Below are 14,309 nucleotides of genomic sequence, written 5' to 3'. Positions count from 1 at the left end.
GAAAATTATTCCATACCGATCGGCAAAACTCCTGCATCTGACCAAAAAAATCGCCGTTCTTCCAAGAGAACGGCGTCAGGGAGGCGAAATATCCGCTTTTTTCTACTTCAATATATAAATCTTTACATTTTGCATGCCAAACTGGCTGGCTTCCTCATCCGATGTCGGCACGAAAATATCGATGTGGTTCCCTTTGATCGCGCCCCCCACATCTCTTGCGTAGGCGATCATGCCGCCGAACGGCAGACCGGAAAACGAGTAACCGGTGATGTACAGCTTGGAACCGAGCGGAATCACCGACGGGTCGACCGCCACGGTACCCACCTGCAGCGGATTGCCGAAGTAGTCGACCGCTCCCCATGATCCATTGCACTGCGCAGATGCGGTATAAGCGGTTGCCACGCCGGAAATCACCCGGCTGTAGGCCAACGTTTGTCCCAAGGCTGTTTTCACTTGCGGCTGTTGCCCCGCAGTCGCGGCTGCAGTCGCTGTTGCATGCTTGGTGGCAGCCGGGGACACAACCGGTTTGCTGGCTACACCCGTTTTTGGCAGGCGCAGCACAACACCGGGGTACAGATTCAACGGATCGACGCCCGGATTCGCCGCCAGCAGATCCTTCAGGGGAAGATGCAGCTTGCGGGAGATTTTCCAGAACGTGTCATCGCCGGTCACTACGTATGTGCCATCGGCGTCCGCCTTTCCATCCGGCACCCGAATGGCTTGTCCGATCTGCAGATTCCGCGGATGCACGCTTGGATTGGCTGCGGTTAGCTCTGCGAGCGACACATGATGCGTTCGGGAGATTTTCCACAGCGTGTCACCCGGCTTCACCTCGTATGTACTCGCCAACGCCGGCGTCGCCAGACTGGCGATGGACAGGCCTGCGGCCATTGCGGCCAGTTTCTTTTTTGCACTCATGTTATCCTCTCCTTTTGTTCGCCTGCGGAGTTAGTTGTCGGGTTCGGATTGAGGATACAACCCTACGCCATCGGCGATTCACCCCAAACGGAACGACCGCGCCGCTCCGTAAAAAATAGGTCCCCCGCACTTCGATGGTTTGAAGTTTCGGCATCAACTACGATAACAAGAAAATCCCTCGCGAAAAAGCGGTAAATTATGGAAGAAAAACGGCCAGCTCGTTAACGTTAAAAAGAGGCGCGCTCGGGGATACTATCACGCGGCCTCTTTCAAATTTTTGTTTCACGTTTGACACCATGAGGTGCATCCCTGTGAATTCCACTGCGGATTCCACTTTGATGCGTCGTCGCTCCACATTTCTAGCAGACAGACTATCTCGTCCCGCTTCCTGCCTTCCGCCATGTCGGGCGGCGTGGCCTGATCCTTTGGACAGCCAGTGCGGTGTGCAGAATTTTACACCCGCCCGCCGGTGTGATCCACTCACGAACGATAAGCCGGGATGCCCAGCAATTCGGGGACAGTGACGAACCGGTAGCCTTCTTCCCGCAGCGTCTCGATCACACGCGGCAGCGCCCGCACCGTATCCTCCAGGCTTTCCCCGCGTCCGCCGGCGCTGTGTTCCAACACGATCGAACCGGGACCGGCATGGGCGAGGATGTTGGCTGTTACTTGCGCCGCAGTCAGCCTTGCCCAGTCGAGACTGTCCACATTCCACAAAATAATTTTGTTGCCCAGGGCGATGATCTCACGAATCACCGGTTCATTGAGAGCGCCGTATGGCGGACGGAATAGATGCGGTCTGACGCCGACCAGCCGGTGAATTTCGTTTGCCGTGCGCTCGACCTGCTCGCCGACTTGCGAAATCGGGATTTTCGTCAGGTTCGGATGATTCCAACTGTGGTTGCCGACCACGTGCCCTTCCCTGTAAATCCGGCGCAATACTTGCGGATGGTCCGCGATGCGCCTGCCGACACACATAAAAGTCGCTTTTACATCATAATGGGCGAGCACGCTCAGAACACGCGGCGTCCACACATCGTCCGGGCCATCGTCAAATGTGAGGGCGATTTCATTGCGACGCGGTCCGTGCAAAATCACATCGTTCGGAAATCGGGACGCCCAGTCTACATGCCGGACGTGCGGGTGCCGCTCCGCCATTCGCTCCGGGCCGTGCTGAAACGGTGCCACCTGGCGTGACAGATACTTCCACTGATCCGGTCGAACCAACAAAGCGGCAGGCGGTGGTGAAAAGCGGTATGGATGGTACCCGGCTGTCACAGGCCAGCCGTAGGGATACAGGTGGCATGGACTTGGAAAAACCATATGGAATCCCCCCAACGTATCATTCGTTGTACTATATGGGGAAACCCTCGGGCAGGTGCGAAAAAAAAACAGCGGGCACCCGTGGACGCCCGTGTTCTTCCATTCACTCCCGTGTTCGCCTTCAACGTCACTTGGCCGACGCCACCGCCTGGTAGGCAGCCGGCAGCTCGCGGTAGACCCGGTCAATAATGCCGCCGCCCAGGCACACTTCGCCTTGGTAGAACACAACCGCTTGCCCTGGAGTGACCGCTTTTTGCGGCTGATCAAAAGTTACGTCGCATGTGCCGTCCGGATGCGGATACACAGTTACTGCCTGATCCGGCTGGCGATAGCGGAACTTGGCCATGCATGAGAACGGCTGCGGCGGCTGTTTGCCGCTAATCCAATTGACATCGATGGCAAACAGCCCTTTCGAATACAGCCGTGGATGATCGGCCCCCCGTTCGACGTACAGAATATTGTTTTTCACATCCTTATCCACCACAAACCACGGCTCCCCGGCACCGCCGAGGCCCAGACCGTGCCGTTGCCCGAGCGTATAGTACATCAACCCTTCATGCCGGCCGACAACTTCGCCCGACGTGGTGCGCATCTCCCCCGGTTGCGCCGGCAGGTAGTGGCGCAAAAACTCCCGGAAGTCCCGCTCGCCGATAAAACAGATCCCAGTGCTGTCTTTCTTCCTGGCGGTCGGCAGATCGGCTTCCAGCGCGATTTGCCGCACTTGCTGTTTGGTGAGGTGGCCGATCGGGAACATCGCCTTCGACAGTTGGTACTGGTTCAAAGCGTTGAGAAAATAGGTCTGATCCTTGTTCGGATCGACCCCGCGCAACAGCCGGTATTCTTCGTCCGCGTGCGCGATGCGGGCATAATGGCCGGTCGCGATATAATCCGCGCCAAGCTCCAACGCCTTCTCCAAAAATTCGCCGAACTTGATCTCACGGTTGCACATCACGTCCGGATTGGGAGTCCGACCTTTGCGGTACTCGTCCAAAAAATATTCGAACACTTTCTCCCGGTATTCTTTTTCGAAATTGACCGTGTAATAAGGAATTCCGATATGCTCACAAACGCGCCGCACATCGTGAAAATCTTCCTCAGCCGTACAATGGCCAAACTCGTCCGTGTCGTCCCAATTTTTCATGAACAAGCCGATTACGTCATACCCCTGCTGTTTCAAGAGCAGGGCGGTAACCGAGGAGTCGACGCCGCCGGACATGCCGCAGACGACTCGTATATCTTCAGGTTTCCGGTTCATTTCCATCACCTTCCATCTATGCAATGCTTCGCCTCTGTTTAGCTTTCGCAATCCGCTGTACCGGCATGCGGCACCCGTTGTTCCCCAAAAAGATACCCCCACGGAGTACCGTGGTGGTATATGTTATCTCACAAGCCTGCTACCCTGTCAAGCCGGTTCCCCTCCTCGCAATTGCTGCCTCCATTATAAGACCCCGTTAAAAATGCGTCATTTGCAGCACTCCTGTAGCCTGCCATACAGCGGAGACTTTTTTGCACCCCAAAAAACGGATATTCTCCGCGAATCGGCAAGCACCGAGCAATTGCTCGGCAGCCAAAACGATTTTTGCTAGAATTTGTGTCTTGTCGTAAAACATCGTTTTGCAGTATCTTGAAAACTGCTGTTATAGGCATTTCAAGAGAGGTGAGAGAATGAAAAAATTTGGTTTGGCTGTACAAATTTTAATCGGACTGATCTTGGGGATTGCCGTTGGCGCCATTTTTTACGGAAACCCGAACGTCGCCAAATACTTGCAGCCGATCGGCGACATCTTCATTCGCCTGATCAAAATGATCGTCGTCCCGATCGTGATCGCCACGCTGACGGTCGGTGTCGCAAACGTCGGCGATGTGAAGAAGCTCGGCAAGTTGGGCGGCAAAACGATCATCTATTTTGAAATCGTTACTACGATCGCAATCGTCGTCGGGCTGTTGGCCGCCAACCTGTTCAAGCCGGGTGTGGGTGTCAACATGCAGCACCTGACGAAATCAGATATCAAATCATATGTGGACACCACCCACCAGGTCGGACACAGCTTTGTTGACACGTTCGTCAACATCGTGCCGAAAAACGTGTTCCAGGCGATCGCGAACGGCGATATGCTGGCGATCATCTTCTTTTCGGTGCTGTTCGGTCTCGGCGTGGCTGCGATCGGCGAGAAAGGCAAGCCGGTGCTTCGCTTCTTTGAAGGCGTCGCCGACACGATGTTCTGGGTGACCAACCAGATTATGAAATTCGCTCCTTTCGGGGTATTTGCCCTGATCGGTGTAACCGTTTCCAAATTTGGCGTCGGTTCCCTTATCCCGCTCGGCAAGCTGGTGTTGACCGTGTACGGGGCAATGGTGTTCTTTGTGTTGGTGGTGCTCGGCATTATCGCAAAAATGGCCGGCACGAGCGTATTCACGCTGATCAAAATCCTGAAAGACGAACTGTTGCTGGCTTATTCGACGGCAAGTTCGGAAACGGTGCTACCTAAGATAATGGAAAAAATGGAAAAGTTTGGTTGTCCGAAAGCGGTCACTTCATTCGTGATCCCGACCGGCTATTCGTTCAATCTTGACGGTTCCACCCTGTATCAGGCGCTGGCTGCGATTTTTATCGCGCAAATGTACGGGATCGATATGCCGCTGAGCGCCCAAATCACTCTCATGCTCGTGCTGATGGTGACCTCCAAGGGAATCGCCGGAGTGCCGGGCGTATCGTTTGTCGTATTGCTGGCAACCCTCGGTTCCGTCGGCATTCCGTTGGAAGGGCTGGCGTTTATCGCGGGGATCGACCGGATTCTCGACATGGCCCGCACCGCCGTCAACGTGATCGGCAACTCGCTGGCTGCGGTGGTTATGTCCAAATGGGAAGGCCAGTACGACACGAAACAAGCAAAACAATATGTCACTTCGCTTGAATCGGGCAACAGCATAGCAGGTTAATCGAGAGGGGGCGGCGCCCCCTCTTTTTGCTGAAAATGTACCGCCGGGCGTTAACGATCCGCGGCGGCATTTTTCTTCAATCCTTTCGGTATCGCATTACGGTTTTTCAGTTCCTGGATGGCGGCCACGTAATTGTCCGCTTTGACGATGCAATTCCGCCATTTCCATAGCGTCCGGTTTCGCACGTTTTGGTACAGTACGCCTTTGTATTCCCCAATTTTTACATATCCCAGCGACCGAACCCATTCCTTTTGCGGTCTCGGTTTGTTCTCCATACCCCACTCACCCTGACTCAAGACTTTGAAAATTCCCCCCGTTTCCAGTTCGACGTCCCGGTCAAAATCTCCTGCTCCTCTTTGCAACCGGTCGCGCCCCTCTGCCAAAAGCAACCAGTCCAATCCCTCATCCGAATCAAGAAAATCCCCGGGTGCACGATAGCATCCCAGGGACTCAGCAAACATCCGCTATTCCGTTACTTGCCCGCCACTGTCTCGATATCCTCCGCCAGCCGAATGTGCAGTTCTTCCAGTTGGCGCGGCGACACTTCCGACGGCGCCTGCATCATCGGGTCGCTGGCCGATTGCGTTTTCGGGAACGCGATTGTGTCACGCAGCGACTGGCGTCCCGCCATGATCATGATGATCCGGTCCAGACCGAACGCGATGCCTCCGTGCGGCGGCGTTCCATATTCGAACGCGTCCAGCAGGAACCCGAACTTGTCATACGCTTCCTCCCTCGTGAAGCCAAGCGCCTTGAACATTTTTTCCTGAATTTCGCGCCGGAAAATCCGCATCGAGCCGCCGCCGATCTCATACCCGTTCAGCACCATGTCATACGCCTGCGCCCGAACGCTGCCCGGGTCGGTGTCGAGCTTGTCGATATCCTCCCACATCGGCATCGTGAACGGATGGTGTTCCGCCACCCAGCGTCCTGCTTCCTCGTCATACCCGAGCAGCGGGAACTCGGTCACCCACAGGAACTGGAATGTTCCTTCCGGAATCAGGTTCAGGTCTTTGCCGAGCTTCAGCCGCAGGTTGCCGAGCGCATCCGCCACCGTCTTCGGCTTGTCGGCCACAAACAGCAGCAGGTCGCCCGGTTCCGCTGCCAGGACAGCCTTGATCGACTCGATCTCATCTTCCGTGAAAAATTTGCCAATCGGCGACTGAATCCCCTCCCCGGTCACCTTGATCCACGCCAGCCCCTTGGCGCCATACCGCTTCGCGTACTCCTCCAGCTCGTCGATCTGCTTCCGGCTGTAACCGCCGCATCCTTTCGCGTTGATGCCTTTTACTATGCCGCCGTTCTCGACCGTCGAGCGGAACACTTTGAATCCGCACGTTGCGGCGATGTCGGAAATATTTTTCAGTTCCAGGCCGAACCGCACATCCGGCTTGTCCGACCCATACCGGTCCATCGCTTCCTGATACGTCAGCCGCAGAAACGGCCGCGGAATGTCGACCCCGAGCGTCTGCTTGAACAGGCTTGCCATCATCTCTTCCATCAAATCATGGAACTCCTGCAGCGGCATAAACGACATCTCGATGTCCACCTGCGTGAACTCCGGCTGCCGGTCGGCCCGCAGATCCTCATCCCGGAAACAGCGGGCGACCTGATAGTACCGCTCGAAACCGGACACCATCAGCAGCTGTTTGAACAGTTGAGGCGATTGCGGCAGCGCGTAAAATTCGCCCGGGTGCACCCGGCTCGGCACCAGATAGTCGCGCGCCCCCTCCGGCGTCGACCTGGTCAGCATCGGCGTTTCGATCTCCAAAAATCCGTGCCGGTCGAGGAAAGAGCGGATGTGCTGCACCGCTTTGTGGCGGAGTATGAATGTTTTCTGCATCTCCGGCCGGCGCAGGTCGAGGTAGCGGTATTTCAGCCGCACCATCTCGTCCACATCAATGTTGTCCTGGATGTAGAAAGGCGGATTTTTCGCTGCATTCAAAATTTCCATCCGCACCGCCTGCACTTCGATCTCGCCGGTCGGCAGTTTCGGGTTGACGGTGCCCGGCTCCCTCTGCACCACTTTCCCCTGGATCGATACGACATACTCGTTCCGTAACCTGTCCGCTTGTTCCATCAACTCCGGCGGCGAAAAATCCGGATTGAACACCACCTGGACAATCCCGCTGCGATCCCGCAAATCAACAAAAATGAGCCCGCCCAGATCGCGCCGGCGCTGAATCCATCCGCTCAGCACCACAACGCTTTCGGCGTCACCAATCCGCAAATCGCCCGCCCGATGCGTGCGATACAATCCAATCCCCTTCACCTGCTCTGTCATCGTTTACCCCTTCCTCATCTGCAGCTTCCGAATCAATTCCGGCAACGGCACGGTCACCTGCTCGCCCGTTTCCATTTCTTTCACGTTGGCCACACCCTGCGCCAATTCATCATCCCCAAGCAGAACCACCTGTTTGGCGCCAAGACGGTCGGCCGCTTTCAGCTGCGCCTTCATGCCGCGGCCCAGATAGTCTTTGTCGGCAGCCAGTCCGGCCACCCGCATCTCTTGCAGTAAGGATACCGCTTGCCGGTCGGCCGACTCGCCCAAAGCGACGATAAACACATCGAGCGCCTGTTCCAACGGCAGTTCGACATTCTGCTCGGCGAGCGTAATCAACACGCGGTCGACCCCGCAGCCAAAACCGATCCCCGGCGTTTCCGGTCCGCCGAGCTCCGACACCAGCTTGTTGTAGCGTCCGCCGCCGACCACCGTTGCCCCGTCAACGAGAATCTCAAACGCGGTTTTTGTGTAATAGTCGAGCCCGCGGACGATGTGCGGGTTGACGGTGAACGGAATGCCCGATTCCTGCAAGTACCCCTGAAGTTGCTCGAAGTGCGTTTTGCACCCTTCGCACAGGTGATCCAGCATCACCGGTGCATCCGCCAGCTTGTCCTTGTCCACCTTGCAGTCGAGAATCCGCATCGGATTGCGCTCGTAGCGATTGTTGCAATCTTCGCAGAGTTGATCAAGCTGGCCCGCCAAATACTGTTTCAGATGTTCCCGGTAGACGGGTCGACACTCCGGACAGCCGACCGAATTGATCTCCAGTGACAGGCCGCGAATTCCCACTTCTGCCAGAAACGTCATCGCCAGCGCCAGCACTTCCGCATCGACGCTGGGATGATCCGATCCCAACGTTTCGATCCCAAACTGTACAAACTGGCGGTTGCGTCCTGCCTGCGGCCGCTCATACCGGAACATCGGGCCGAAGTAATACAATTTGACCGGTTGCTGGGGCTGTCCGTACAACTTGTTTTCCACAAACGCCCGCACGACTCCAGCCGTCCCTTCCGGCCGCAGCGTCAGACTGCGGCCGCCGCGGTCGGTGAACGTGTACATTTCTTTTTCCACAATGTCGGTCGTTTCGCCCACCCCACGCGCGAACAACTCAGTGTGTTCGAATATCGGAGTGCGCATTTCCCGATAGTTGTAACGCCGGCATACAGCACGCGCCACCTTTTCGACGAATTGCCATTTTTCCGTTTCGCCGGGGAGGATGTCGTACGTTCCCCGCGGTTTGTTGGTAAACATCAGAACCCCTCCAAATGAAAAATCCCTCGTTCCTGACAGCAACCCCCTGTCAGGGACGAGAGATCCAAAATCACCCGTGGTACCACCCTGTTTGGAGCTTTGCGCTTTGCCAAAGCTCCCGCTCACCGATAACGCCCGGTCGCGCCAGCCTGTTACTCGCCGCAATGCCCGGTCCGGGGACTGTCTGCAAAGCGCAGCACCCCCCCGCCTGATCCATCAGCCCTGCAGGTTTCACAAGGGGTCCTCCAGGATGTCTTTCGCAAGGGCGCTCCGGAAAGACGCTCTCAGCCGCGGCGTCTTCTCTCTGGCCAGGCGGGAACCTTGCTACTTCTTCCCTTCAACGGATCCGATTTTCCAAAAAATCATCATTGTTAGCATGTATCATACTCATGTCGGTGAGCGATGTCAAGTGTGGCTTGGCACCGGCGGTTACGCGCCGATGCCTGGGTCTTCGGCAGCCGAAGCATCGCCAAATTTGTACACCTAGGAGCTGATGAATGACGGCATTGCGGCCGGCAAGTCGTCGTCCGGTTCCAGCACGGGCGGGTCGATCTGTAAGATGGCCGGGTATTTCAAGCCAGTGCCGGTGTTCAGCAGCAGCACATTTTCGTCCGGATGCAGCCATCCTTGCTCCTTCAATTTTAACGCGGCCACGAAAGTCGCCGCCCCCTCCGGGCAAATGAAGAGTCCCTCAGACGACGCCAATTGTTGTTGCGCATGCAAAATCTCCTCGTCCTCGACGGCGACGGCACAGCCATCCGTGTTGTAAACCGCCTCCAACACCAGAAAATCGCCCAGCGCCTTCGGCACCGTAATGCCGAATGCAACCGTCGACGCATCCGGCCAGAACTCGGAAGCTTTTTTTCCAGCCTCCCAGGCTTTGACGATCGGTGCGCAGCCGCTGGCCTGAACGGCGACCAAACGAGGCATTTTTTCGCCGATCCAGCCCATTTCCTGCAATTCCCGCAACGCTTTGTAGATCCCGATGATGCCGACGCCGCCGCCCGTCGGATAAAGGATCACATCGGGCACGTTCCAATCAAACTGTTCGGCGATTTCGTAGCCCATCGTCTTTTTGCCTTCGATCCGGTACGGCTCCTTCAACGTCGAAGCGTCGTACCAGCCGTATTTCTCGATGGCTCGTCCGATGATTTTTCCGGCGTCGCTGATCAATCCGTTAACCAGATACAGATCGGCTCCCGTAACGGCGCATTCGCTGCGGGTGATCGCAGGCGCATGTTTCGGCATCACGATCGTGGCCTTGATGCCCGCCCGCGCCGCATAGGTCGCCCAAGCCCCGCCGGCGTTTCCGTTTGTCGGCATCGCGAGCAACTGCACGCCCAGCTCTTTGGCCCGGGAGACGCCGACTGCAGCCCCGCGCGCTTTGAACGAGCCTGTCGGGATCGTGCCCTCGTCTTTCAGGTAGAGGTGGCGGAGTCCCGCTTTCTCGCCGATCCGCTTCAGCGGGATGATCGGTGTCATGCCTTCCCCGAGCGATACGATGTTCGCTTCTTCGCGCACCGGCAGCAGTTCCCGATACCGCCACAGCGTCGGCTTCCGGTGCACCAGGTCGCTTTTCCGCAACGACTGGGCGGCTTTTTGCAGATCATACCTGACGAGCAGAGGGGAACCGCAAACGCACAGATGCTGCGGTTGATCCGGGTCATAAGTGCGGCCGCATTTCGGACATTCCAGGTGGCTGAGACAACTGATGGGACTCATGGTGAACCCTCCAAATCTTTATGGCTCCAGTTTCGGGTAATACGCTTCTCCTGTGCTGTTCTCAATCAAACTACTTGACATGATAAGCAAAATGAACGAATTGGGCAACCGTTCGGACAGCTGCGTTCACTTTATGAAAAAAAAACGGCAGGAGTGATCCCTGCCGCTGTATCGACACTTTATACACCAGGCACGCTGATCGCCGCCCGCCACGTTTTCGCAATCTGCTCCAATGACGCCGCCAACTCGTCCACACTCTGTTCGGTTGTTGTTCTGCCCATCGTGATCCGCAGGCTTTCCAGCGCCACTTCGCGCGACTTGCCCATCGCCAGCAGCACATAGGACGGTTCATGGTCGGTCGAGCTGCAAGCGGAACCGCTGGATGTAGCAAACCCAAGCCGGTCCAGCTCCAGCATCAACGCCTGCCCTTCGATCCGGTCGATGCTGATGTTTACGTGGGTGGGCAGGCAATCGGACGGGTCGCCGTTGATCTTGCAGCCTGGGATGGTGGCAGTCAGACGGCCGATCAGACGAGCCCGCAATCGCTCCAAGCGCTGCCGCTCCTGCTGCAGGTCGGCGATCGCCAACCGGGCGGCTTTTGCAAATCCGACGATGCCCGCGACATTCGGGGTGGCCGGGCGCAGCCCCCGCTCCTGCCCGCCGCCGTACACGATCGGATCCAGGCGAACCCCCTTTCGCACATACAGCGCGGCCACTCCTTTCGGACCGCCGATTTTATGGGCGTTGATCGTCAGCAGATCGACCTGCATCTGCTTTACGTCCACCGGAATTTTTCCGTAACTCTGCACGGCGTCGCAATGAAACAAAATCCCTTTTTCCCGCAAAAAACGCCCGATCTCCGTAACAGGCTGGATCGTGCCGACCACGTTGTTGGCATGCATCACGCTGACCAGCACTGTGTCCGGTTCAATCGATTTTTTCACATCCTGCGGATTGACCCGCCCGGCTTCGTCGACCGGTACGTACGTGACCCGAAAACCCTCTCTTTCCAGCGCCCGGCAAGCCTCCCGCACCGCCGGATGCTCGACCGCGCTTGTCACCACATGGCTCCCCTTGCCGAGCCGGCGCAGCCGCCGCGCAGCACCGAGCACCGCCAGATTGTCCGCTTCCGTCCCGCTCCCTGTAAAAATCAGCTCTTTGCCGCGCGCGCCAATCGTCTCCGCGATCGCCGTCCTCGCCACTTCCAGCGCCTCTTTTGCCCTCATCCCAAATTGATGCAAGCTGCCCGGATTCCCAAAATCCTCTACCAAGTAAGCCGCCATCGCATCAACCACTTCCTTGCGCATGACGGTCGTCGCCGCATGATCAAAATACCGTGCCAGCTCCGGCATTCGCAACACCCCTTTGACATATACATTTTGTATGATTGCTTTACACCTTATTTTACACCTGTCTTGACAGCTTACAACAGCAACTTTCATAATAGGATCATAGATTTCCAACAGGGAAAGAAGGTATGGCCATGTGGCAGGTTATCGAGGCCGATTACGTGATCATAGGCTCCGGCATTGCCGGATTGACGCTCAGCTTGCTCCTCTCCCGACATGGCCAAGTCGCCCTTGTGACGAAAGGGGCTGTCCGCCACAGCAACAGCAGCCTGGCGCAAGGGGGGATCGCGGCTGCGCTGTCTGCCGATGACGACGCTTCTTTGCACAGAGTGGATACGCTTCGCACCGGGCAGGGGCTGTGTGAGACAGAGACCGTCCAATCATTTGTCAGCCAAGCGGCCGACGCAGTTCGTTTCTTGCAACAATTGGGCGTCAAATTGGATTGCGCTGCCGACGGTACACCCCAGTTAGGCAAAGAAGGCGCACACAGCCGCAACCGGATCGTGCATGCCGGGGGCGACGCGACAGGCCGGACGATTATCCAGACGCTGACACAACACCTGTGCAGCAACCCACGCATTGACTTGTGGGAAAACACCTATGTCGCTGAACTTCTGCTGGAAAACGGCGAATGTACAGGGGCCATCGGCAAGGATTCGGACGGGAACCCGGTCTGTTTTCGCGCAAAAGCGGTGATTCTCGCGACAGGCGGATTGGGCCAGCTTTACAAATACACGACCAATGCGGCCGGCACCACCGGCGAAGGGTACGCTCTCGCCTACCGGGCGGGCGCGCTACTGCGCGACATGGAATTCGTGCAGTTCCACCCGACCGCGTTGCGCACCCATTCGAATCCATTGCCGCTTGTTTCGGAAGCGGTTCGTGGCGAGGGAGCCGTGCTGGTCAATGCAAACGGAGAACGATTCATGCATTTCTATCATGACTGGGCGGATCTGGCCTCGCGCGACATCGTGGCAAGGGCGATTTTTTCCGAGATGCAAGCCGGCCGCGACGTGTTTCTCGATGCCCGCTCGATACCTCAGTTTGCCCGGCGCTTCCCGACGATCCACGCATCCTGCCAAAAAATCGGCCTGGACCCGTCCGCCGATCTGATCCCGGTGGTGCCGGCGGCCCACTACACGATGGGCGGAATCCTGTCAGACAGCCGGGGAGTGACATCAGTGCCCAGGTTGTTCGCCATCGGCGAAGCTGCCTCCAGCGGTTTTCACGGGGCCAACCGGCTGGCCAGCAATTCATTGTTGGAAGGGCTTGTGATGGCACACCGGGCGGTCGAGGCGATCGTTTCCTTGCGGCCCGTGCGGTGGCGCTTCCGAACACCCGATTTTTCTTATGCCGACTTTGTGAAAATGAATACAAGCCCGTCCCCTACTCTGCTGCGGCAAGTGCAGGAATTGATGTGGACCCATGTCGGGATCGTCCGCGACGGTTTGCGCCTGAATCGCGCCCTGCAACAACTCCGGAGCTGGCAGGCGCAGCTTCCACCCGGTCCCGGACCGGAGCAAAATCTGCTGACAGCCGCCCGCTTGGTCGTGCAGGCGGCGCTTTGGCGGCGGGAGAGCAGGGGCGCCCATTTTCGCGCCGATTATCCGGAAACAGCAGCGGCATTCCAAACTCACTCGATCCAAGGAGGCACCTATGAATCTGTTGCTCGTACGCCAGTTGCTTCAGCAAGCGTTGATTGAAGATATCGGACACCGGGATCTGACGTCGGAACTGATGTTTGAACCGGGTGAGCAAATTGGCGGCGCACTGCTTGCCAAACAGGCGGGGAGAGTCGCCGGCTTGCTGGTAGCGGAAGAAACGTTTCGCCTGCTCGATCCGCAAGTTCGCTTCGAAGCGCATGTGCAGGACGGGGCCGACGTGCAAAAAGGGGACGTGCTCGCCACCGTCACCGGAAGTGCGCGGGCGATTCTGTCGGCTGAGCGGGTCGCGTTAAACTTGCTGCAGCGGATGTCCGGGATTGCGACGACCACCCGCGACGTCTGCCGCAAAGTGGAAGATCTGCCCGTGCGCATTGCCGACACCCGCAAAACGGTGCCGGGGCTGCGGATCTTTGACAAATACGCGGTCACGGTGGGCGGCGGCGTCAACCATCGGTTTGGCCTGTACGATGCAGTGATGATCAAGGATAACCATATCGCGGCAGCCGGTTCGCTGACGGCGGCCGTTACAAAAATCAAAAGCCGGATCGGGCACCTGGTGAAAATCGAAGTGGAAACCGACACGCTGGAACAGGTGAAAGAGGCGGTCGCAGCGGGCGCGGACGTGATCTTGCTGGATAACATGTCGCCCGCCATGCTGACGGAGGCGGTGCAGATCGTGAACGGCCGGGCGATCACCGAAGCGTCGGGCGGGATCACGCCGGAAACCGTGCGGGATTTTGCCGCCACCGGAGTGGACATCATCTCCCTCGGCTGGCTGACGCATTCGGTGCGGGCGATGGACATCAGCCTCGATCTGAACGGAAAAAATCATCCATGAGAGCTAAGGGGGATTTTGCA

Annotated in this window: 11 protein-coding genes and 1 riboswitch; of the genes, 3 read left to right on the top strand and 8 right to left on the bottom strand. The window is 57.4% G+C overall.

From position 1 onward, the window contains the following. Window positions 1–102: 102 nt before the first annotated feature. From C230_RS0118240 to mnmA, 3 genes are all read right to left on the bottom strand, one after another. A complete protein-coding gene (locus C230_RS0118240; protein WP_018133492.1) occupies window positions 103–918 on the bottom strand; it encodes a LysM peptidoglycan-binding domain-containing protein in 816 nt (271 codons plus the stop codon). A gap of 4 nt (window positions 919–922) precedes the next feature. Next, window positions 923–1,081: riboswitch (cyclic di-AMP (ydaO/yuaA leader) on the bottom strand. A 317-nt stretch (window positions 1,082–1,398) separates the two neighbouring features. Continuing rightward, on the bottom strand, window positions 1,399–2,241 hold the full coding sequence (locus tag C230_RS0118235) for a polysaccharide deacetylase family protein (RefSeq protein WP_245534014.1): 843 nt from the start codon (window positions 2,239–2,241) through the stop codon (window positions 1,399–1,401). Between the two features lie 127 nt (window positions 2,242–2,368). Next, window positions 2,369–3,502 (bottom strand): tRNA 2-thiouridine(34) synthase MnmA, encoded by a 1,134-nt coding sequence (gene mnmA, locus C230_RS0118230; RefSeq protein ID WP_040393981.1) that lies wholly within the window; start codon window positions 3,500–3,502, stop codon window positions 2,369–2,371. Window positions 3,503–3,906: 404 nt separating this feature from the next. Here mnmA and C230_RS0118225 point away from each other — a divergent pair, with 404 nt between their 5' ends. Beyond that, window positions 3,907–5,181 (top strand): cation:dicarboxylate symporter family transporter, encoded by a 1,275-nt coding sequence (locus C230_RS0118225; RefSeq protein WP_018133488.1) that lies wholly within the window; start codon window positions 3,907–3,909, stop codon window positions 5,179–5,181. 50 nt (window positions 5,182–5,231) lie between these two features. On the opposite strand, the gene C230_RS0118220 is transcribed toward C230_RS0118225, so the two are convergent. From C230_RS0118220 to C230_RS0118190, 5 genes are all read right to left on the bottom strand, one after another. Then, window positions 5,232–5,579, bottom strand: a complete 348-nt coding sequence (locus tag C230_RS0118220) for a hypothetical protein (protein WP_156807513.1) — start codon at window positions 5,577–5,579, stop codon at window positions 5,232–5,234. Window positions 5,580–5,653: 74 nt separating this feature from the next. Beyond that, the gene (aspS, locus tag C230_RS0118215) at window positions 5,654–7,465 is read right to left on the bottom strand and encodes an aspartate--tRNA ligase (RefSeq protein WP_018133486.1); all 1,812 of its coding nucleotides are present in this window, start codon (window positions 7,463–7,465) and stop codon (window positions 5,654–5,656) included. A gap of 3 nt (window positions 7,466–7,468) precedes the next feature. Beyond that, window positions 7,469–8,716, bottom strand: a complete 1,248-nt coding sequence (gene hisS / locus C230_RS0118210; protein ID WP_018133485.1) for a histidine--tRNA ligase — start codon at window positions 8,714–8,716, stop codon at window positions 7,469–7,471. A 483-nt stretch (window positions 8,717–9,199) separates the two neighbouring features. Then, complete coding sequence (locus tag C230_RS0118195) at window positions 9,200–10,438, bottom strand: threonine synthase (RefSeq protein ID WP_018133482.1); 1,239 nt, start codon at window positions 10,436–10,438, stop codon at window positions 9,200–9,202. Between the two features lie 179 nt (window positions 10,439–10,617). Continuing rightward, window positions 10,618–11,790, bottom strand: coding sequence for a cysteine desulfurase family protein (locus C230_RS0118190; RefSeq protein WP_018133481.1), 1,173 nt, complete (start codon window positions 11,788–11,790; stop codon window positions 10,618–10,620). A gap of 131 nt (window positions 11,791–11,921) precedes the next feature. On the opposite strand from C230_RS0118190, the gene C230_RS0118185 reads away from it, so the two are divergent. Further along, the gene (locus tag C230_RS0118185; protein ID WP_018133480.1) at window positions 11,922–13,490 is read left to right on the top strand and encodes an L-aspartate oxidase; all 1,569 of its coding nucleotides are present in this window, start codon (window positions 11,922–11,924) and stop codon (window positions 13,488–13,490) included. Beyond that, the gene (gene nadC / locus C230_RS0118180; RefSeq protein WP_018133479.1) at window positions 13,444–14,289 is read left to right on the top strand and encodes a carboxylating nicotinate-nucleotide diphosphorylase; all 846 of its coding nucleotides are present in this window, start codon (window positions 13,444–13,446) and stop codon (window positions 14,287–14,289) included. The genes C230_RS0118185 and nadC overlap by 47 nt, the downstream gene beginning before the upstream one ends. The last annotated feature ends 20 nt before the right edge of the window (window positions 14,290–14,309 follow it).

It is taken from the genome of Effusibacillus pohliae DSM 22757, from assembly GCF_000376225.1.
In the GTDB taxonomy this organism is placed as follows: domain Bacteria; phylum Bacillota; class Bacilli; order Tumebacillales; family Effusibacillaceae; genus Effusibacillus; species Effusibacillus pohliae.
This window is presented reverse-complemented; position numbering and strand designations above follow the sequence as displayed.